This is a genomic window from Variovorax paradoxus (assembly GCF_040544635.1).
GTDB lineage: Bacteria > Pseudomonadota > Gammaproteobacteria > Burkholderiales > Burkholderiaceae_C > Variovorax > Variovorax paradoxus_R.
The window spans coordinates 343,033-364,594 of sequence record NZ_JBEPKJ010000005.1 but is presented as its reverse complement, the minus strand read 5'-3'; the positions used below and the strand labels follow the sequence as shown (position 1 = coordinate 364,594).

General features: G+C 63.5%; 15 protein-coding genes and 1 pseudogene. 3 read left to right on the top strand and 13 right to left on the bottom strand.

Annotated elements, in window-relative coordinates; genetic code table 11:
• Positions 1-46 precede the first annotated feature (46 nt).
• The 3 genes from ABIC94_RS11390 (at position 47) to ABIC94_RS11380 (ending at position 2,617) form a co-directional block, all read left to right on the top strand.
• A complete protein-coding gene (locus ABIC94_RS11390; protein WP_354373121.1) occupies positions 47-493 on the top strand; it encodes a helix-turn-helix domain-containing protein in 447 nt (148 codons plus the stop codon).
• A 25-nt stretch (positions 494-518) separates the two neighbouring features.
• Entirely contained in the window at positions 519-2,102 is a 1,584-nt protein-coding gene (locus ABIC94_RS11385) for a hypothetical protein (RefSeq protein ID WP_354373120.1), read from the top strand.
• A 176-nt stretch (positions 2,103-2,278) separates the two neighbouring features.
• Entirely contained in the window at positions 2,279-2,617 is a 339-nt protein-coding gene (locus tag ABIC94_RS11380) for a PRC-barrel domain-containing protein (protein WP_354373119.1), read from the top strand.
• 91 nt (positions 2,618-2,708) lie between these two features.
• On the opposite strand, the gene ABIC94_RS11375 is transcribed toward ABIC94_RS11380, so the two are convergent.
• From ABIC94_RS11375 to glgX, 13 genes and pseudogenes are all read right to left on the bottom strand, one after another.
• Positions 2,709-3,137, bottom strand: coding sequence for a DUF4279 domain-containing protein (locus ABIC94_RS11375; RefSeq protein ID WP_354373118.1), 429 nt, complete (start codon positions 3,135-3,137; stop codon positions 2,709-2,711).
• A complete protein-coding gene (locus ABIC94_RS11370; protein ID WP_354373117.1) occupies positions 3,128-3,523 on the bottom strand; it encodes a hypothetical protein in 396 nt (131 codons plus the stop codon). The genes ABIC94_RS11375 and ABIC94_RS11370 overlap by 10 nt, the downstream gene beginning before the upstream one ends.
• Before the next feature lie 78 nt (positions 3,524-3,601).
• Entirely contained in the window at positions 3,602-3,949 is a 348-nt protein-coding gene (locus ABIC94_RS11365) for a hypothetical protein (protein ID WP_354373116.1), read from the bottom strand.
• 43 nt (positions 3,950-3,992) lie between these two features.
• Positions 3,993-4,433 carry a hypothetical protein gene (locus ABIC94_RS11360; protein ID WP_354373115.1) on the bottom strand — a complete coding sequence of 147 codons (441 nt, stop codon included), beginning with the start codon at positions 4,431-4,433 and terminating at the stop codon, positions 3,993-3,995.
• Between the two features lie 40 nt (positions 4,434-4,473).
• Complete coding sequence (locus ABIC94_RS11355) at positions 4,474-4,815, bottom strand: hypothetical protein (RefSeq protein ID WP_354373114.1); 342 nt, start codon at positions 4,813-4,815, stop codon at positions 4,474-4,476.
• A gap of 166 nt (positions 4,816-4,981) precedes the next feature.
• A complete protein-coding gene (locus tag ABIC94_RS11350) occupies positions 4,982-5,281 on the bottom strand; it encodes an immunity protein TriTu family protein (RefSeq protein WP_354373113.1) in 300 nt (99 codons plus the stop codon).
• 11 nt (positions 5,282-5,292) lie between these two features.
• Entirely contained in the window at positions 5,293-6,492 is a 1,200-nt protein-coding gene (locus ABIC94_RS11345) for an RHS repeat-associated core domain-containing protein (RefSeq protein ID WP_354373112.1), read from the bottom strand.
• 571 nt (positions 6,493-7,063) lie between these two features.
• Positions 7,064-7,447 carry a DUF2750 domain-containing protein gene (locus ABIC94_RS11340; protein ID WP_354373111.1) on the bottom strand — a complete coding sequence of 128 codons (384 nt, stop codon included), beginning with the start codon at positions 7,445-7,447 and terminating at the stop codon, positions 7,064-7,066.
• 2 nt (positions 7,448-7,449) lie between these two features.
• Positions 7,450-10,512 (bottom strand): RHS repeat-associated core domain-containing protein, encoded by a 3,063-nt coding sequence (locus ABIC94_RS11335; protein ID WP_354373155.1) that lies wholly within the window; start codon positions 10,510-10,512, stop codon positions 7,450-7,452.
• 792 nt (positions 10,513-11,304) lie between these two features.
• A pseudogene (locus tag ABIC94_RS27365) lies at positions 11,305-11,562 on the bottom strand (DUF6531 domain-containing protein); the annotation flags it as partial.
• A gap of 929 nt (positions 11,563-12,491) precedes the next feature.
• Positions 12,492-17,555, bottom strand: coding sequence for a malto-oligosyltrehalose synthase (locus tag ABIC94_RS11325; RefSeq protein ID WP_354373110.1), 5,064 nt, complete (start codon positions 17,553-17,555; stop codon positions 12,492-12,494).
• A complete protein-coding gene (gene treZ, locus ABIC94_RS11320) occupies positions 17,548-19,401 on the bottom strand; it encodes a malto-oligosyltrehalose trehalohydrolase (protein ID WP_354373109.1) in 1,854 nt (617 codons plus the stop codon). Before treZ ends, ABIC94_RS11325 begins: the two co-directional genes overlap by 8 nt.
• Complete coding sequence (gene glgX / locus ABIC94_RS11315; protein ID WP_354373108.1) at positions 19,398-21,560, bottom strand: glycogen debranching protein GlgX; 2,163 nt, start codon at positions 21,558-21,560, stop codon at positions 19,398-19,400. The genes treZ and glgX overlap by 4 nt, the downstream gene beginning before the upstream one ends.
• Between the last annotated feature and the right edge of the window lie 2 nt (positions 21,561-21,562).

Here is a 21,562-nt window from a genome sequence, read left to right as displayed (position 1 = left end):
GGCGGAAGCTAGACTGTGCAACTTCAAGTCGACTTGAGGTCAAGAGGTGGCAGCACAACACTTGGACATTGCCGAAGTGGCGCAGCGATCCGGCGTTCCCGCGTCGACGCTGCGGTTCTATGAGGAGAAGGGGCTGATCGCCTCGACCGGCCGCCGCGGCCTGCGCCGCCTGTTCGATGCAGGCGTGCTGGAACGGCTGGCGCTGATCGCCGTGGGACGCTCCGCGGGCTTCTCGCTCGATGAGATCGGGCACATGTTCGCGCCCGAGGGAGTGCCGCGCATCGACAGGCAGATACTCGCGGCGAAGGCCGACGAGCTCGACAAGACGATCCGCAAACTCAGCGCCATGCGCGACGGCCTGCGGCACGCCGCCGTTTGCCCTGCGCCCAGCCATATGGAATGCCCGACGTTCCAGCGCATCTTGCGGGCTGCGTCGACTGGAGCCATCGGCCGTTCGTCCAAGGCAAGTGCACTAAGATTCGCCCGCCCCTGAACTCCGCCATCGGCTGGCATCGCCCATGACGCACTACCTGCGCCGCGTTCTCTGTATCTTGCTTTGCCTGCCGGCCTGGGCCCTGGCGTCGGAGCCCTCTCGATTCGCCGCCGCCGTGCGCGAAACAACGGTGGGTGGCAACGCGGCGCAGGCCTTCTTCCTCGTCGGCGTGCTGCGCGACACGGGGACGCCCCGCGCTGACATCGAAGCCTTACGCCGCGAGCTCCTGCATGCGTATGTGGCGCAGATCACCAGCCCGGCAGTTGTCCCCGCGCCCGAACCCGGCGCCTGGGAATCGTTGAAGCGCCGGCTACCCGGCGCAGCACCAGCCCCCAAAGACACGGTGGCCGCCGCCATCGCGCGCGGCCACGCACGACCCGACGTGCTGGATGCCCCCTTTCGCGCCGCCTGGCAGGGCGCCCTGAACCAGGGGTTGACCCCGCGGTGGGAGACCGGAGCCGCGCGCACGCCTTTCTTTGCCATCGCGATGCGCGACATGCAACCCATCGCACCCGGCGTGTGGGCCGCGCCTGCCGCCGGCGGCAGAGTCCGCCTGATGCTGGCGCTGCGCCTGGCCAACACCTCCACGCAGCCGCTCCCCATTTTTCGGCCGGACATCATTCTGGGCGGCGCGCCCGGCACGGGTCTGGACGGCTTGGCCTTTGCCTGCACCTGGGATCGCCCCGACCAGAACCTGAGCGAAATGCAGGCCAATGCGGTGACCATGGTGCAGCCCGGCGAGGCATCGGGACCATTGGCTTGTGAGGCGCAGCCCGCGCCGATGTATTGGCGCGATCAGTTGGCGGCGCTCATGATGGCCGGCGCTGCCGCAAAGCCGCTTCTGGTGCCGCACGACATGGACAACGCTCGCCGCCTGTACCACCTGGAACTCGCCCTGAGGAACCTTGCGCCGCAAGAGGAAAACTGGGGCCGGCGGAGGCTGGTCGCACAGCAGGAGCCCGCGCGGCAATGGGCGCCCGGCGCGAAACCGCTGGAGCCGCCCGAGTCGAGCCCTTGGGCCGCGCGGCCCCATCAGGGCTGGAAGACTTCTGCGGCGGCGCTGAAGTACTTCCTGGGCGGCACCGTGCTTGCGCTTGCCTTGTTTGCAGGCGGACGCGGCCTGATGCGCGTGGGCGTGCCGAAGTTCGCCGTGGGGGTGGTCACACTGCTGGCCGGCGCCGGCCTGGCCGTGCTGGCCACCGCAAGCCTGGACGGCGGCACCGGCTACGGCCATCCGCTCTACGCCGGCATCGCCTTGTTGGGCATCTTCGGCCCTGTTCTGCTGTGCGTGCTGGCACTGCATGGTTTGCAGACGCTGCTGGACAACGAGGAGATCAGTGGGTGGGACGCCGTGGCCAAAGGCTGGCGCAGTGCGCTGGACCTGAATTCCGCTACCAGCCGCGCCGAGTTCTGGTGCTTTCTTGCCCACTGCGCCTGGCTGTGGGCACTCGCACGCATCTGCCTAGCCCCGCTGGACCGCTGGATCGGCCTTGCCTTGATGGTGCCGCTGCTGACGCTGACCGTGCGGCGGCTGCGCAGCATGACGAGCACGGAAATGTTGGGGCTGGGCTTGTCCGCGGCGTGCCTGGTGTTGCTGGTCCTGGCTTGACCCCGGCCTGCGGCAACAAGCCGTGCAGCTCTTCTGCGCGTGTTGCCGGACAGCCTCCTACAACACGACGGTCATTCAGCCGATGCAGCGGGAATTTTGCGGATGGAGAGTTGCATGTCTGGGCACTGCAATCAACGCCGTCATTCCCCAGAAATGCCGGCCGGAGACATCCTTCCATGACAAGCGCCAATCCAGTTATTTCTTCAGAGCGTGTCGAGGGGACTGCCGTCTACAACGTAGCGGGAGACAAGCTCGGCACCATCGACGAACTCATGATCGACAAGATCTCGGGCCAGGTCCGCTATGCCGCGCTGGAGTTCGGCGGCTTTCTGGGCATGGGCACAGACCGCTATCCGATTCCCTGGGCCATGCTGAAGTACGACACGTCGCAAGATGGCTATGTGGTGCCGTTGGACAAGGCGCAGATCGAGGGGGCGCCTCGGTATGCGAACGACCGCGTGCCTGAATACGACGATGCGTACAGCGGGACGATAGACAAGTATTACGGGCTTTAGGAGTGTGTGGGCCGCGGGTTTGGGGGGAGACTGCGGCCGTCTCTCTATCGGACGCATTGGAAGATGCCTTGGGCCGATATTCGAATCTGGCCTATGCCGATCTGGGCAGGCTAGGAAACACCTCGATGCCAATGCGAACACCAAGTTTTACAGCAAGCGCCATCGTCTCTAGTGAGAGATAACTTCCAATATTGATGGTGCCGGGCAATTGCGCGATCACCTGCAGTTCGCCTCCCGAGGACAGCAGGCGCGAAACGAACTGATGTTCTTCATCCAACCATTCCAGAACATCGTGAACCTCTTCGAAGAAGAGACGTTTCCCTTCAGTCCGTGAGGTACGACTCCACATCGCATCTTTGGTGAATTGACGTTCGCCAGCATTCCAGGCGCGTGTAGGCTCCATCCCCAAGGCGACGGTGATTTCTTCGACAGGCATGGCTGGGTGAGTGATCAACAGTCGGATGCTGTAGTAGTAGCCAGTGTCGTTCACGGCATCGCTCGAATTTTTCGTCAATTCCAAGGTCGAGGTTTCACTTTAAGAACGATGTTCCCGCCCGATCGGAGCACAAGAAAGTCGGATTCGATCGACAGCTTGGGCGCATCCTTTTCTGACTTGATCACACCCAAATTCGCCATTGCGATCAAGCCACAGTACCCGGGGGTACAAGAGTAGAACCACCCCTCTGTACGGATGATTCCGGAGCCTCTTGGACCGTAGAAGGCATAGATCACCCCGGCCGCCTTCTGTGCATTCATAACGTTCTCTTTGCGCATCTCGCTCTGGGGATACGCTTTCTTGAACCAAGCTTTTGCTGCCTCAACATCCTGGAACTCCATTGGTTCGTCGTAGGCGCTGGCCGTCGTCGCCAGAGTGAGTAGCAGTACACCGATCAGTTTGGCAAACATATCGCTCCATATTGGGTTGGCCGATGGGCGGCTTCCGATCTCCAGGTGGTCGCTTTCTCGCTCTCGTGTTTGTGCCGCTCAAGGGGTCTTCACATACGCAGTGTTCTGCCAAAGCAGCTCCACCGAACTGATGCCGAGAGCGGAACAGACCTCCTGAAGCCGGGCCTCCCAGTCATCCAGCCGAGAGGCAAAGAACACCTCCGTCTCGCTCCGCGGTCGGCTCATGTATTTGCTGAGATAGAAGTGGAACCCATCTCTCAGCTGAAGGTATGCCACCTCGTACTCTTCGAGGTCGTCCACCTCTTGGCCAACACTGAAGCCCATCCTCGATGCCAGTTCTATCAAGCTTGCTTGGATCGTTGCCACGTGAGCAACATCAAAGTTGAATGAAACGGGCTCAGCCTGTGAAACTGAAGAAGCTGTCATGGGGCGGTTCTCGTAGTCGTTGCAGGCACACATCCCAGATCAATTACAAGGCCAACGAGTACTCGTCGCGTTGTCGCTCGGCGAGTGCGATAAGTCCCAGCGAAAGATCTTTCAGCTGTTCGTAGGACACGGAGAACTCGCAATTCAATGAGGCCTTGTATGTGCTGATTCCCTCATCAGTCGGAACCGCTAGGCTGACGCTCAGCCCGACATTTCCGATCGAATCGATGGGCACTGCAGATATATGAAGATGGGTCTGCGCCAGCGATTTCATGTCTGGAGCAAAGTACCCTCCTTCGAGTCGAACACTTCGATCTGCAGGGATCGGGTAGAGCGCGAATTTTTTCGCGGCCTCGCGAAGAGCGGCCAGATCCATATAGCAACTGCCAGACCCTGAAAAACCTTGGCAGTCGACTGCGAGAAAAAGCTCACCCGTACCGTCCTCTGCAGCTTCCATTCGAAAGTTCAGACTGTCCTTCTGCATGGCCGGTTGCTCTCGATCTATAGCGCTGGAAGATCTCCTGTCATGTGTGATACGGATCAACAAACAATCCAACTTGGCTTTCCAACTCGCGAGCCAGAACTATGGCGTCTTCTATCGATTCAAGAACAACATCATCCAGCCCTATCAAAATGCTTTGAAAACCGTTCTGGTTAGGACTCACTGAAGTTACTCGGAGTCGCCCGCAAAAACCCTTTGCCGAGCTTTCTTCTAGAACAAGAACTTCGTCGCCCACGCTTACCGAGTCTGGAACGTCAATTTTCCCGGTGACGCTCCCATAAGCCTCTGTAGGAGAGTAGAAGATGCTGAAATCGATAGTGGCGATCATGTTGTTACTTTGGTGCTCCGGGGTCAACAGGGTCATTGCTGCTGCAGTCTCCGCGGACATGTCACATCCGAGCTTTCCCAAGATCACAGATCAAGGAGGGAAGGGTCGATCATCGCAACCTTCTCCGAGAGCGCGGACAGCGCGGCGTGAAGACGAAGCCAAAGGTCTCAATGAGGGGCACGTGCCTGCAACCCTTCGTTCATCACGCTATTCCCAGCGCCTCGAAGAACGGGGAAAACTTCTTCGACATCTCTTCTCCCTCTCGCAGGGTCCCGAGATCCGTGTAGAGTGAACGCTCAGTTTGAAGGTCGATGGCTTCAGCATCGTAGTCACCGCTTTCCCAGCAGGTGATTCGGCCTACAGCTGTTGGCGTGTCTACATCCAAGCGCGCGGAGCGATTGTCTGAGGGGTCGCTCTCAGTCAGTTGCGCTTCAACGTTGTCGCGCGCTCCGTTTTGGGCTGTTTGAATCGCACGTGCCCAGTCGATGAACCTGTCCAGCATAGGATTTCCTGTCATGGGAGTTTGGTTGCCGAATGAACTATGCCTGATGCGCTGGGCATTTGCGGCGCGGGAAGCCCCTTCCGCTGTGCAAGTCTGCCTTCAAGAGAGTTTGGCCCGATGATTTTCGACCATCCTTCATTGGTCGGTTTCAATGAGGAAGAGGGAACACCAAACTCAGCATAGAGGCTTCCCGGTCTGGCCTGATTCAGGAAGGCTGCTGCATCCGCCGGGTCGGCAACATGCGTAGTCCCTGACAAACTCTCCTGGACTTTTCCAGATGCCCTCATAGCGTCGTACTCAGCCTGAGACATCCACCGTCCAACTCGAGTTATTGCTTTTGTGGTGCCACCAAGCCCACCGCCACAGAAAGCCATTGCGATGTTTTCTCCGAGCGCCCGCTGCTCGGGCGTTTCGGGGAAATTGAGTCTCTCCCAGAGCGTAGGTGAGGGATTTGTAGAAGGGAGATAACGCCCATAGCCATAGCTTCCCCAACGATCAAGACCGAACGGGTCGCTAAAGCCAAGGGAATCTCCACCGACGTACCCAAATCGATTCCAGCCCCCACCGAGCCCGATCGGGTCCGGTTGGCTGTAGCGCCCGGTCCTCGCGTCATAGCTGCGGAAGTAGTTGTAGAACAGCCCGCTCTCCTCATCCGCATACTGCCCCGGATACCGCAGGTTGAACTTCACCTCGGAGACGATGGTGGTGCCCGGATTCGGTGTCGTGTCGAGGTTCGCGAACCGGTTCTTCGCAATCGTCGGCTTGTCCTCCCCGAAGGCGCTGTAGCTCCACTGCCAGACAGGCTGGCCGCTGTCGTTGCTCAGGCGTCTTGGCGTATTCAGGTGATCGCTGTGCACCGCATAGGTATTGCCGTTGATCACGGCCGCGATCGGCATCGGCCCGTTCGCCGTCGGCAGGTAGATGTAGCTGGCCTGCCCCGCACTGTTCGCCCCGCCGCTGCCCGCCTCCGAGATCAGGCTGCCGTTCTCGTCGTAGACATAGGCATAGCCCAGCTGCTCGGCCTGGTTGGTTGTTGGGTTCCACAGCTTCGTGAAGAACGCGATCAGGCTCTGCATGAAGCCCGGGTCGGCTTCGTCGCCCTGGCCCGGCGGGTACAGCGGCTCGGTCTTGAACACCCGCTGGCCCAGCGCGTTGTGCGCGTAGCGCGTGGTCGGGCTCACGTCGGTGGCGCCGGTGGTGGCCGCGGCCATCGGGCCTACATGACTCACGTGTGGTGTGTCTGCGTACACAGTGCATTTGAGATCACCATAGTAATTCGGAGGTAGCGCGGCGGCACCTATGGACCCCGTACCAAACACCCAAGCGGAGAGCCGAGCTTGTTGCGCAGCCACATAGGCGTCACAGGCCGCGTTGGCCGATGCAAAATTGTTCCCGAGTGAGTTAGGGCTGCCATAGGCCCCACCGTTGTAGAACCAGACATCAGACGTCGGGATCAGCGCCCAAGAGGACGCAGAGATCACACACAGTGCCCACGCAGTGAGCACCCGAAGAACGTGAGCCACGTCACGCCGTACCGCATTCAATCCCCTCATCGCACGCTCCCTCACTCTTTTCGTTTATGTGTCTGCGCAACCGCCGCCAGCTTCATTTGGCCTCGGCTGGTAGCTTTCTTTGAACGACCGGTCACCCTATAGGTGACAGGGTCCTACTCGGAAGCAGGCGGTCCATTGAACTGTGTTCAAGAACCCAGCCGTCGACGATGCCTTGCGTCTTGGAACTCCATTGGCTGGTCGTAGGACTTTGAGGGCTTGTCGACCAAACTTAATAGTTCGACAACTCCGCATCGATCGCATCTTTCAGCTCTTCAACTGAAGGTGTCACGCCCTTGTTTGATGGCGTATAGAAAACACCCGGGAGCACACCGTCTTTCTTCAGTCGCGGCAAAAGTTCACCCGTCAGCTCGCTCAACGGTATAGCTCGAGGTTCGTGCCCGACCCATTCATTCTCGGCACACAGCTGTGCGTACTCCTTGGCAGGCCACAAGGGGAAAACCTGAACTCCATCATCAGTACCAGCAAGCGCCCAGCCGTCTTGGTAAAGACCCCAGGCTTCTTGCCAGTCGGCTACAACTTTGATGAAGTGCTCGTAGCGGTCTTTGCTCGGCAGGGCAATCACTGCTGAGATTTGTTTGTCATTCAATTTCATGATCAAGGACATCCACATCTATTTGAACCACCGAGACCTCCTAGTCCACCGCCGTTTAGCGGTCTTTCGGCGTTGGCACGGCCGAAATCATCGTACTTGTGCTGCAGCCTGTGCAAATCTCGATCTTGTAAGTTTGACTGTTTGTAGTCATAGCCTTTTGCTGCTTCTCGTCCGCGCTCGTGAGCAAGATCTTTGCCCGGAGGATTGCGAATACTCGAGCGCTGGCCACGACTGATCGAGTTGATTTCCTGCTGCAGCCATCCTCGATCTGCCGAACCCAACTTAGTGTCATTCGCTAAGTCTCGCAACCGCGATTGCCGTCCCGCTCGTCCCATGGAAAGCATGACGCCGAACGCGTCTATGTTCTCTGCGCGACTGCACTGAAGTCCTTCCATGGCTGCATTGGCGAGGGCGCCGTTGCTGGTTAACCGGCCCTCGCCATAAGCAAACAAACCGCCAAATGCCCGTCCCATTGCTACGATAGGCGCACCCTCCGGAAAGATGCCAGCCACCTCCCATAAGCCTAGTGGATCAACATAGCTCAGCGAGTTTCCACCAACATACCCGAACCGGTTCCATCCACCATCCAGCCCGATCGGATCCGCCTGACTGTATCGCCCGGTCCGACTGTCGTAGCTCCTGAAGTAGTTGTAAAACAGCCCCGACTCCTCATCCGCATACTGCCCTGGATACCTCAGGTTGAACTTCACCTCCGAGACGCTCGTGGAGCCCGGGTTCGGTGTGGTGTCGAGGTTCGCGAACCTGTTCTTCGCAATCGTCGGCTTGTCCTCCCCGAAGGCGCTGTAGCTCCACTGCCAGACAGGCTGGCCGCTGTCGTTGCTCAGGCGTCTTGGCGTATTCAGGTGATCGCTGTGCACCGCATAGGTATTGCCGTTGATCACGGCCGCGATCGGCATCGGCCCGTTCGCCGTCGGCAGGTAGATGTAGCTGGCCTGCCCCGCACTGTTCGCCCCGCCGCTGCCCGCCTCCGAGATCAGGCTGCCGTTCTCGTCGTAGACATAGGCATAGCCCAGCTGCTCGGCCTGGTTGGTTGTTGGGTTCCACAGCTTCGTGAAGAACGCGATCAGGCTCTGCATGAAGCCCGGGTCGGCTTCGTCGCCCTGGCCCGGCGGGTACAGCGGCTCGGTCTTGAACACCCGCTGGCCCAGCGCGTTGTGCGCGTAGCGCGTGGTCGGGCTCACGTCGGTAGCACCGGTGGTGGCTGCCGCCAGGCGGCCCTCGGCGTCGTAGGTGTAGCTCCGGAGGCCGTCGCTCACCAGGTCGCCGTTGGCGTTGTAGCCGTAGGTGACGCTGGTGCTGCTGGCGCCGTTGATGCTCTGGGTGAAGCCGATCAGGCGGTTGCTGGCGGCGCCCACGGTGTAGGTGCGGCTGGTGCTCTGGCCGTTGAGTGCCCTCGTGCTGCTGCTTCGGTTGCCGTTGGCGTCGTAGCCGAAGCCGGCAGTGCTGCCGGTGGCGTTGAAGCCGGTGATGCGGCCCACGCTGTTGTAGCCCACGGTCCAGGTGATGTCGCTGGCGCCGATGGTGCTGTGGGTGGGGTCGGTGTCGCCCGGAGCGTAAAGCAGCTGCGTCAGGCTGGTGATGCGGCCGGCCGCATCGTAGACGTAGCTGCTGAACTCGGTGGCGGTCATCCGGCCTGCGGTGTCGTAGCTGCGGCTGGCGGCGAGGCTCGGGCTGGCGAAGGCCCAGGTCCAGGCGGTGGGCTGGCCCAGCGGGTTCCAGGCGATGCCGGTGACCAGCGGGTTGCCGTTCAGGCTCAGGCCCGTGAGGCGGCCGGTGGCGTCGTAGCTGTGGGTGAGCAGCCCGCCATTGTTGGGGTAGCCGATGCTCGCGAGGGTGCCGTTCGGGTTGTAGCTGTAGCTGACCTGCTGCACGCTGCCGTTCGCGAGGGTCTGCTTCTTGAGGGTGACGCGGCCGAAGCCGTCTCGCGTGTACTCGGTGGTGCCGCTACGGTCGACGATCTCCGAGAAATAGCCCTTGCTGTTCGCGTTCAGGTCGTAGCGCAGGGTGGTGGTCTTGCCGTCGGCGAAGACCAAGTTGGTGGGACGGCCCAGGGCGTCGCGGGTGATGGTGGTGGCCTGGCCGAGGGCATCGGTGATCTGGCTGGGCAGGCCCAGGGCGTCGTACTGGGTGCTGGCAGGACCGGTGTCGGCGCTGCTCTCGGCGGTGGCGTTGCCCTGGGCATCGCGCGCGTAGGTGGTGGCCACGCCCTTGAAGTCCTTGGCTTCGGTGACGGCATCCAGGGCGTTGTACTTGAGGGTGGCGCTGGCGTTGGCCGCATCGGTCACGGCCTTGATGCGTCGCAGGCCGTCCAGGCCGTACTGGGTGCTCTGGTTCAGGCCGTTGGTGGTGCGGGTGAGCTCGCCGTTGGCGTCATAGCCGAAGGAACTGGCCTGGTTGGGGCCTTCGGTCTGGGCGCTGAGGCGATTGATGTTGTTGATGGTGCGCGCGGCGTTCCAGGCCACGTTGCCGGCGCTGTCCTTGATCTGCTCGGCGGTGCGGTTGCCCATGCCGTCCAGGGTGTAGGTGCCGCTCTCGCTGCGGTTGTTGCTCCAGCCGGTGAGGCGGTGGGCGGCGTCGTAGCTGTAGGTGAGGACCAGGCCGGTGGGCAGGGACACCGTCTCGACCGTGCCGTAGGGCTTGTAGGTGAGCGTGGTGGTCTGGCCACCGACGGTCTGGGTCAGCAAGCGGTCGCGCGGGTCGTAGGTGTAGGTGGTGACGAGGCCGTTGGGAGCGGTCGAGCTCGCGACGCGGTTGGCGTTGTCGTAGGTGTGGCTGGTGACGTGGCCCAGGGCGTTGGTGCTGGTGAGGACGTTGCCTCGGGGGTCGTAGGTGTAGCTGGTGACGGCGCCGTTGGGCTCGGTGGCGGTGGCCACGAGCTGCTGGGCGTTGTAGGTCCATTGCCAGAGCTGGGCCTTGTTGGTCGCCGTGTCGGTGACCGTGCGAGTCAGGACATTGCCGAGGGCGTCGTAGGTGTAGGCGGTGGTGCGTCCGGTCTCGGTGACCAGCGCGGGCAGTGAGAAGGTCGGGTGCCATTGGGTGGTCACTGTCTGGGCTTCAGGGGTGCCTGAGGCTCGTGTGACCGACGTGGGCAGGCGGCGGGCGACATCCCAGTTCGTAGTGGTGATCACGCCCTTGAAGTCGGTCTCGCGAGTGATCAGGCCGTTGGCGTCTTGAACACGGGAAGCGGCGTCGGCCCGGTCCTGCTCAGAGGGGCGAGAACTGGCGGCCACATTCAGTTTTCCTGCCGCGATTGCATAGTTGTAGTTTCGACTTGCCCCTAACGGATCAACAATGACAGCTGAACCGGTTGCTGGGTAGCTGACTTGATAGTTACTCGCGCCGTCAGCCAGTGCCGAGCTCACGGCTCGACCTTGCGCGTCGTAAGAAAAGGTAGCCCATCGGACACCGCCTTCATCCAAGATTCCCGTAAGGGCTTGGCTATAGCTAGCGTTCTCGTACAAAAAGGTTCGACTTTTCCCGTCGGGATAAAGCACCGATGTCAAACGACCAACAGCGTCATAGCCGTAGCTGACGACGCGAGCATCCGGTGCAATCAGCGACGTCAGCTGCCCTGTCCCGTTATATACAAGCGACAAAACACGACCAAAGGCATTGGTGACCGTCGCCAGTTGGCCAGCATCGTTGTAGCTGTAAGACCTGCCCCAACCGTTGCGAGCCACGACACTCTGCAGCGTGCCGTCGATAGTGAAGTTGTATGAATCGCCGCGATCAGCACGAAGCCACATCCAAGTTCCCGAACCTGTCTGCTCTAGGTGATCTGCGCTGTCAGCAGCGATCCAAGCAGCGTCGACAGATGCACGTGTAAAGGTGCGTACATAGCCTTCGGGCAGGGTGACAACCGCCGTCAGAGGAGCCCCGCTCGGTGTCGCTTCCAGCCCAATGTCGTAGTTATGAGACCAAGTCTGTCCCAATGCCGAAGATAGGCTACTTACGCTGCCAGCTCGGCTGCTACGGTAAATCCGAGTGAAGAGCAAGGGAGCAGGTCCTTCGGAACCCCAATCGGTTTGCGCTTCATACTTCTCCGCGCTCGCCGGAAGAATAGGGTTTCCTGCGGATGCGCCAGCCACGCACATATTGGGAGCCTCGGTCAGCTTAGCTGAGGGCGTCGAACCTGCTTTCAGACAGGAAGTTTGCGATGCATCCTCAACATACCCGCCGAGACACAGGCAAAGATTGGACCAGGGGTAGCTGTTTGCGGGGCAAAAGGTCGCGCTAGACTCAATGGGCACCATGCCATTGGGCTGCACTGCGCCGCTTGGAGACTGTGTGATGACGTTGCAGCTGGTTCCATCCCACACCGTCCAACCAGTCGCCCAACCGAGGTACCGGACTTCAGCTGGGATCATCGGCGACGCCGCAGCGCAGGCATCCGGTTTTGCAGAGAAGTAATCCGTATAAAGCGAATGCATGATCGATACATGCCCTCGCCATTGATAAGGAAGCGGTTTAACTGCGGCTAGCGAAGGAGCGTTTGCAAAGACGGCCGCTAAAACAAGGATGATTTGGAGGAGAGCAATGAACACCCTGTTTGATAGGTGTAGCAACGCACGCGAGGTCGCTGAAGCCCAGAGCAACGTAGGGAAAGCGGCGAGCTGAGCCAGGAGCATCGCCCACGTTGGGCGGCAATAGGACGGCTGCGGGGGGCGTGTCTCAATTCGGCTTTCTACGATGGACCACTGCGCCGGCGCCCACGATGAAATCCGCCGCTGTGGTGGCCAAAGCGACTTTCCCATTCCCCACTCCCCCTTTGAGCATCAAGACCGCTACTCGTCGGCCACCGATAAAACGCTTCTCTCAGGGAGAGGCACGCCACCAGGCTACATCCGTACAAGTTGTTTCAGGTTAGCCGATAGTCTGCGGCCAGGCAACGGAAGCGCGAAGTGGTTTACTCCTCCAAGTTCAGAATGAATATGAAAGTTCGCGAGTGCTGTTGTCGCGGAACGACTGTCCAGCCGCCCGTACATCTCGGCCCGGCGATTAACTGATTCGATGAACCAGGTGCTCAGCCCTTGAGCGCCGCCCAAGGCATTCGAAAAAACGCCTCATCAAGCGCAACGACATTGCCGTCAACCACCAGCCGCTCCCCGGTAAGCACGTTCTCCAACCCCGCACTCCCAAACCCCTCAGGCAGCACCACCCTCGTCCCCCGCCAGGCAGCCGCCTCAGGAAGCATCGGCGCGACACCATCCGCCCCAATGCGCGCAATCCCAGCAAATAACCTCCCCGCCATCACCACCAGCGTCCGCCCTTCGTGCCTCCGCGCAAAAGCCACCACATGCCGCGCCATCGGCCCTTCGACCGTCAGCCCTTCATACCCGCCTTCACGAAAAAGCGCCGCATGCTCACGCCGCATCGACAGCAGCCGCCAGATGAACCAGAGCTTCGCGCTGCCGTCGTGCGGCGCCTCGGCGAGCGACTGCACGTGCGCCGGTAGATTGGTCTGGTCAACCATCGCGCGAAGCTGATCGAGCCGCTTCCCGCGCAACTCATAGTCCACCGGCCGCCGGTTGTCGGGATCGACCAGGCTCAGGTCTATGAGTTCGCTTCCCTGGTAGAGATCGGGCACGCCGGGCGCGGCGTACTTCAGCAGCGTCAGCGTCAGGCCATTCCAGGCACCGAACCACGCAAGGCGATCGGCCATGCGCTGGATATCGGCAAGGCATCCGCCTGCCGAACGGTCCGAGAGAATTCCTTGCACCAGGGCCTCGAGCGCCGCTTCGTACTGCGGGTCGGGCTGGGTCCAGCGTGTGCGGAGCTTGGCTTCGCGCGCGGCCTTGTGCATGTACTGCAGCACGCGTTGCTGGTACGCCGGCACGGCTGCGGCATCGAGGCCGCCGAAGGGCAAGGTGCCCAGCAACGTCTGGTAGAGCAGGTACTCGTCGGCGCGCGACGGTGCGGCGGCATCCGCGTCGTGCCCTTCGCGGCAGAGCCCATGCCAGCGCGCCAGCGAATCCCGCCACTCGCCGGGTATTTCAGAAAGAACGTCGATGCGGTTTCGCACATCTTCCGAGCGCTTGTTGTCGTGCGTCGAGGTCGCGAGCATGGTGTGCGGCCAGTGCCGCGCGCGGTCGGCGCTGAGTGCGTGAAACTCGTCCACGTCGAAGCCGAATTGATCGGGCTCGCCGCCCACCTCGTTGAGCGAGCTGAGCGGAAAGTACCGATAGAACGCGGTGTCTTCAACGCCCTTGGCCGCGACCGGCGCGCTGAACTGCTGAAAGCGCATCGCGAACCGGCGCACGCGTTCGGCCAAGGCAGCCGGCGCATGCTCCGCGGCCTCGCCGCGCAGCGAACGGCGCACAAAAGCGAAGATGGAGCGGTCGGCATCGAGGCTCTTGCGTTCGGCGGCGTCGGTGGCGGCATCGATGAAATGCGCGTCTTGCGCTGAAGGCGCATCGACGATGTAGGTGCGGTACACCGGCATGCACGCCACCACGTCGGCCAGCGCGCGCCGCAATGCGTTCAGCGTGTAGTCGCGCGTGCTGCGGTCGGCGCGTGCAATTCTGAGCAGCTCGGTGGAAAGCACGTTCAGTTCCGACGCGAGTGCGCTGCGCATCACTTCGTGCTTGCCCGAGCGGGCCACCGCGTCGAAGTCTTGCGCTTCGCCTGTGAAGTCATGCCAGGTTTGCCGCAGTGCGTCGGCCGCGGCGGTGTTCAGCAGCACGCCGTTGGCCACGTTGGCAAAACGGTAGCCGGTGGTGCCGTGCACGTGCCAACCCACGGGCACTTCTTCTTCCGAGGCGGCAATCTTCTCGGCGACGACGTACAGCGGACGCGGCGGCCTGCCGTCCGGTCCCGCAGCGGGCAGCACGATGCCCGCTCGGCGCGCAAACCCTTCCTGCAGTTGCCGAAAATAGCGCGCGGGGTCATACAGGCCGTCGGGATGATCGATGCGCAACCCGTCCACCGTGCCGGCCGCGGCAAGGTCGAGCGCGAAGGCCTGCGTGGCCTCGAACACCTCGTCGCGCTCCATGCGCACCGCCGCCAGGTCGTTGATGTCGAAGAAGCGCCGGTAGTTGATTTCGTCGGTCGCCACGCGCCAGTAGGCGAGCCGGTAGGCCTGCACGTCGATGAGCCGGTGCAGCTCGTCACGCGCGCTTTCCGACGCGAGGTTGATTTCGGCCACGGCGGCAAGCACGGCGCGCGCCAGCGCGGGATGCGCCTGCACCAGCCGGGCAAGGCGCGCCTTGAACAATTCCTTGTCGCGCACGCGCTCGGTGCGTTCGAAAGGCGCCTGCGCATGGCGGCCCGGCAGGTGCCTGAAGGCGGTCGAAAGGCTGGCGAGTTCGGCCGCGAGCGCCGGGTCTTTCAGATGCGGCAGCGCACGCCCCAGCACCGCGGGATAGGTTTCGGGCGCCAGCGGAAACCGGTGGTCGAAGTAGCGCAGCGCAAAGCTTCCCTCTGCCGCTTCGAAATGCAGCACCAGTTCGCCGCTGGAAAGCACTTCGCCGTAGTGGCCGCCGAGCACCGGCAGCAGCACCTTGCCGGTCAGCTCTTCGTTGAGCGGTTGCCAGTCGATGTCGAAGTGCTGCGCGAACAGCGAGGCCGGGCCGTTCTCCAGCACGTCCATCCACCATGCGTTGTCGGCGCCGAGCACGCCCATGTGGTTGGGCACCATGTCGAGCAGCTGCCCGAGCCCGTTGGCCCGCAGCGCCGCAACGAAGCGCGCAAAGCCTTCGGCGCCGCCGAGTTCGGGGTTGATCTCCGCGTGGGCCACCACGTCGTAGCCGTGCGTACTGCCCGCACGCGCCCGCTGGATCGGCGAGCAATACACGTGGCTCACGCCGAGCTGCGCCAGGTAGGGCAGCACGCGAATGGCATCGTCGAAGCCGAAGCCCTTGTGGAACTGCAGGCGGTAGGTGGCCCGGGGCACGCGCGCCTGCAGCAGTGGCGCGGGCTCCGCCCCCACGCTGCGGCGCGGCCGTATCGCGCGCAGATGCCCGGCCAGGCCTTGCATGGCATCGCTTGCGGCCAGCGCGTCGATGGACGACACCAGCTTGCGACGCCAGTTCGGATGCGTGTCGATGGTGCCCGGCATGTTGGCCTGCTCCACCTCGCCGGCCACGTCTTCCAGCTGAAACACCATCAGCGCCGACGGCGCCGCGGCAAGGTATGCATGAATCGCCTGCATGGTCTTCGGCGAAGGCGTTGCAAGCGACAGCGCCTGTGCCGCTTCGTCGTCCGACAGCAGCCCTGCCTCGCGCACCGCCAGCATCAATTGAATGCGCTCCTGCGCACGACCGAGCAGTTGGGTATCGAACAGCCGGGGGTCGGGGAAAAGGCCCAGCGCCAGCCGCAGCCGGAGGTCATGGCCCGACCACCAACCCGCGAGCGTGGCGAGATCGTGCGTGCTAATGGCCACCAGCGCCGCGGGTGGATATGCCGCCGGCGGCGTGAACCCGCCGCCGTGCTGCTTCTCGAAGTAGAGCAGCCGGTAAGACAGGACATCGGCGCGCGCGAGCGCCTCGCGCATCGCGTCTTCCACCGTCCCCAGGTCTTCGCCCACAACCATGCAACGATGGCGATGGCTTTCGAGCGCCACGATGGCGAGCATCTCGTCCACCCGATAGCGAACGTATGCGCCGTCGTGCGCGGTGCGGCCCGGCGGAATCCAGAAGAGGCGCATCAGCCCCATCACATGGTCGATGCGCAGCGCGCCCGCATGGCGCATGTTCTCGCGCAGCATCTGCACGAAAGGCCGGTAGTGATGAATGCGCAGGCGGTCCGGGCGCAGCGGCGGCAGCCCCCAGTTCTGCCCGGCCGGATTGAACTCGTCCGGCGGCGCGCCGATGCTGGCGCCGACCGCGAAGCAATGCTGCGCGCCCCACGCGTCGGAGCCGCCGCGGTCCACCGAAACAGCTAGGTCTAGATAGAGCCCGATGCCCATGCCGAGCGCGTCGCAACGCTGGCCGGCGCGCGCAAGCTGGCGTTCGGCCAGCCATTGCAGGTACTGGTGGTATTGCAGGCGATCCGCATGCTGCGCCGCAAAGGCCTGCACTTCGGGCGAGTCGATCTGCCGGTAGGCCTCCGGCCATGCGAGCCAGCCCCAGCATTGCGGATCCGCCGCGGCGAAGTGGGCCTGCAGCGCTTCGAACAACGCGTGGCAGCGAAGCGCTTCGCCCTGCTCCGAAACGAAATCCAGGAAGGCTTCGCCCAGGTTGTCCGGGGCACCGGTCGATGAAAGATGGTGCGTTCTGAAGTGCTCGAAGAGCAGCTCGAGCACTTCGAACTTGGCGGCCGCCACGCCGGCATGGTCGACCAGCGGCGCCGCACGCAGTGCCGCCAGCCTGGCTTGGAACTCGGGCGACTCCACGCGTCGCCGGGCGGGTTCGCAGGCGACGAAATCGTCGACCGCCTCGACATCGATGTACAGCACGTTGAGCCGCTGCCGCGACGAAGGGCTGTAGGGGCTGGCGCGTTGCGGGTCGGTCGGGAACAGTGCGTGCAGCGGGTTCAGCCCGACCACGTCGGCGCCCTGCCCGGCCATGCTGTCGATCAGCGCCTCCAGGTCGCCGAAATCGCCGATGCCCCAGTTGCGCGGCGAGCGCAGCGCGTACAGCTGAACGGCCGGTCCCCAGACACGGCCGCCGTCGCGCACCGCGGGCGGCCGGTAGCAGCGGCCGGGCGAGGCGATGACCATGGTCTCGCCTTCGAGACCTTCGATCTGCAGCCAGTGATAGCCGGGCGCGAGCGGTTCCGTCAGGTGCAGGGTGCCGCCGCCATCCGGCTGCGGATGCGCATCGGCCTCGCCGTTGCGCAGGCGTCCTTCCTCATCGCGAAGCTGCCAGCGAAGCCTGCCCGCGAGTCGGCCCTGCGACAGATGCACGGCCCAATGCGGCGCGTGCGGTGCCACCACCAGCACCGGCGGCATGGCCGGCATGGAGAAGGGCTCGGCCGCATCGCCCGATGCGGCACCCGCTTGCACACCGAACTCGGCCAGCAACGCGGCAAGGTTTTCGGGCGTGGCCTGGCGCTGCGTTCCAAAGGCGTCGAAATAGGCGGCGGAGATGCCGTAGTGCCTGCACAGGCGTTCCAGCACATCGGCGGGCCACTGACTCGAATCATCCACCGGCCATGTCCTCCAGCGTCGCATGCACCGCGCCGCGCTCGAGCCGCAGGCCCGCGGCATCCACCGCGGCACCCGAGCTGTAGATCGCCTCGCCGCGCGGCACCGCGGCTTGCGTGGCCGGCTGTGCGCCGAAGTTGGCGAGCAAATGAAGGCGTTTGGCCGGCGCATCAGCAGCAATGCCCACCAGCTCCCATTGCACCTGCACGACACCGTTGTCACAACGATGGCTTCCCGCGCGGCGTGCGCCCGCCAGGTGCGGAACCAGCAGGCGATGGCGCACGTCGAGCAATTGCTGCATTTCGCACAACCTCGCAAAGTGCGGCCGTGTGCCGCGCTCGCGCCACCGCAGCTTCGAGGCGGTGAAGGTTTCTTCGGCATTCGGATCCGGAATGCGCGCACGGGCCGCTTCGTCCGCAAAGGCCGCAAAGCCGCCGAACTCCGCGCGCCGCCCGTCAGCCACGGCGGTGGCCAGCTCGGGACCGAAGTCGCAGAAGTACAGGAACGGCGACGACGCCGCGAACTCGTCGCCCATGAAGAGCATCGGTACGTGCGGCGAAAGGAGCACGCAGGCAAACGCCGCGCGCACCAGCACCGGGTCACCCAGCGCATGAATGCGCTCGCCGAAGGCACGGTTACCGACCTGGTCGTGGGTCTGCAGGTAAGACACGAAAGCCGTCGACGGCAACTGCGTGCTGGGTTCGCCGCGCGCCTCGCCGCCGCGGAATGCCGATGGCTGCCCCTGGTAAATGAAGCCTTCGGCCAGCGCACGCGCGAAGCGGCAGGCAGAGTCGTCGGCATAGTCCGCGTAGTAGCCGTCGCGCTCGCCGGTGGCCAGTACGTGCGCGGCGTGGTGCAGGTCGTCGTTCCACTGCGCGGTGCCCGCAACAGGGTGCCCGTTGCCGTCGCGAGCGAGCATGGAAGCCTGGTTGGCATCGTTCTCCAGCACCAGGTGCACATGCCTCTCGCGCGCCGGACCGGCGTTCAGCGCCTCGCGGATTTCCTGCACGATGTGTTTGGGGGAAGCATCGCGAATGGCATGGATTGCATCCATGCGCAGGCCGTCCAGGTGAAACTCTTCCGCCCAGTACAGCGCGTTGTGAATGAAGAAGTCGCGCACGGTGCGCGAATGGGCGCCGTCGAAGTTAATTGCGGCACCCCAGGGCGTGCGCTCTGCCGCGTTGAAGAACTCGGGGCAGCATGCGTGCAGGTAATTGCCCTCCGGCCCGAAGTGGTTGTAGACCACGTCGACCAGCACCATCAGCCCCAATGCGTGCGCGGCGCAGACCAGCGCCTTCAGGTCGTCCGGCGATCCATAGCTGGCGTCGGGCGCAAACTGCAGCACGCCGTCGTAACCCCAGTTGCGTGCGCCCGGAAAGTCCGCGAGCGGCATGAGCTCGACGGCGGTAATGCCAAGCTCCGCCAGTTCGCCAAGCCGTTCCCGCGCAGCCTGGAAGGTGCCCTCTTCGGTGAAGGTGCCGATGTGCAACTCGTAGATCACCGCCTCGTGCCAGGGGCGTCCGCGCCAGGCCGCGTCTGTCCATTCGAAGCGGCCCGGGTCGACGACCTGGCTCGGGCCATGGACGTCTTGCGGATTGAAACGCGAAGCCGGGTCGGGCATGGTGGTGCCGTCGGGCAGCCGGTAGGCATAACTGTCGCCATGGCACGCATCCGCGAGCGTGAGGCGGTGCCAACCCTCGGCGTTCCGCTTTACCGCGTGCGATGCGGCCGCTCCGCCGGCCGGCGTGTGCACGAGCACGATGCCGTCCACCGACGGCGCCCAGAGCGCAAAGTCCACGCCGCCCCCATGCACCGTAGCGCCGAAGGGCATGCGGTGGCCCCGCTTCATGGCCGCACGTCCGGCCGGCTCAGCACCACCAGCGAGCGGCACTGCAAGGGATAGGCGGGCTCCGACCAGGCGGGCGCGAGCGCGGCCACATCCTCGGTGGCGGGCGGCGGCGAGCCGCTTGCCGTGTCCAGCAACAGCCGCCAGGCACCGTAAGGCGCGGCAGGCAGCGTGAAAGAAATCTCGTCGTGGTGCGCGTTGAACAGCACCAGAAAGTCGTCGTCGTGCAGCGCTTCGCCGCGCGGCCCGCGGTCGACAATGCCGCCGCCCGACATGTACATTGCAAAGCACCTGGCGTTGGCATCGCTCCAGTCCTCGGGGCGCATCTCGGCGCCGTCGGGCTTGAGCCAGATCACGTCGGTCACGCTTTCGGCTTCCGAGGGCTTGCCGGCGAAGAAGCTGCGCCGCCGGAACGAAGGGTGGGCGCGCCGCAATGCGATGGTGCGCTCCACGAAGGTGATCAGCGCCTGCCGCTCCGGCGTGGGCGTCCAGTCGATCCAGCTGATGTCGTTGTCCTGGCAGTAGGCGTTGTTGTTGCCGTTCTGCGTATGGCCGCGTTCGTCCCCGGCCAGCAGCATGGGAACGCCCTGCGACAGCAGCAGCGTGGCCAGCAGATTGCGCTTCTGGCGCTCGCGCAGCGCCACGATCCCGGGGTCCGGCGTGGGCCCTTCCGCGCCGCAGTTCCATGAGATGTTGTGGCTGCTCCCGTCGCGGTTGTCTTCGCCGTTCGCCTCGTTGTGCTTGTCGTTGTAGGAGACGAGGTCATTGAGCGTGAAGCCGTCGTGGGCGGTAATGAAATTGATGCTCGCGTGGGGCCGCTTGCCCGACCAGCCGTACAGGTCTTCAGAGCCGGTGAGCCGCTTGCCGACCTCGCCGATCACACCTGCGTTGCCCTTCCAGAAGCCGCGCATGCCGTCGCGGTAGCGGTCGTTCCATTCGGCCCAGCCGAGCGGAAAGTTGCCCACCTGGTAGCCGCCATGGCCGAGATCCCAGGGCTCCGCAATGAGCTTGACGCGGTTGAGCGTCGGGTCTTGCCGGATCGCATCGAAGAATCCGCCGAGGTTTTCGACCTTGCCGGATTCGCGCGCCAGCGCCGAGGCGAGGTCGAATCGGAAGCCGTCGACATGCATCTCCTCGGCCCAGTAGCGCAACGAATCCATCACCAGTTGCAGGGCATGCGGATGCTCGAGGTTGACCGTGTTGCCGCACCCGGTGAAGTCGTCGTAGTAGCGCCGGTTCTCCGCGTTCACGATGTAGTAGGAGGCGTTGTCCACGCCGCGCATCGAGAGCGTGGGGCCGAGCTGGTTGCCTTCGCAGGTGTGGTTGTAGACCACGTCGAGAATCACCTCGATGCCCGCCGAGTGCAGCGTCTTCACCATGGTCTTGAACTCCTTCACCTTGCCCGAGGCGCTGTAGCGCATCTCGGGGGCGAAGTAGGCCAGCGAGTTGTAGCCCCAGTAGTTCTGCAGGCCCTTCTCGGCCAGGTGCCTGTCGTTCAGGAAACTGTGCACCGGCAAGAGCTCGACGGTGGTCACGCCCAGGCGCTTCAGGTAGTCGACCACCGGTGCGCAGCACAAGCCGCCGTAGGTGCCGCGCAATTCAGTGGGCACATCGGGGTGGCGCATGGTGAAGCCGCGCACGTGCAGCTCGTAGATCACCATGTCTTGCCAGGGTATCGACGGCCGGTGGTCGTCGCCCCAGGTGAACGCCGGCTCCAGCACGCGGCCCTTGGGCACGAGCGGCGCGCTGTCGCGGCGGTCGAACGAAAGGTCTTCGCGCTTGCTGCCCACGGTGTAGCCGTAGAGCGCGTCGCCCCAGCGCAGTTCGCCGACCAGGTCCTTCGCGTAGGGATCGACCAGCAGCTTGTGCGGATTGAAGCGGTGGCCTTCCTCCGGTTTGTAGGGCCCATGCACGCGATAGCCGTAGGCTTGCCCGGGGCGCGCCTCGGGCAGGTAGCAGTGCCATACGCCGTCGGTGCGCTCGCGAATCGGAATGCGCTGGATTTCGTGGCGGCCCTTCTCGTCGAAAAGGCACAGGTCCACGCCCTGTGCGTGTTGGGAAAAAAGCGCGAAGTTCACGCCCTCCCCGTCCCAATTGGCGCCGCGCGGGTAAGGGCGGCCCGGCCACACGGCCGTGATGGAGGGTCGTTTGCTGCGTGTCATCA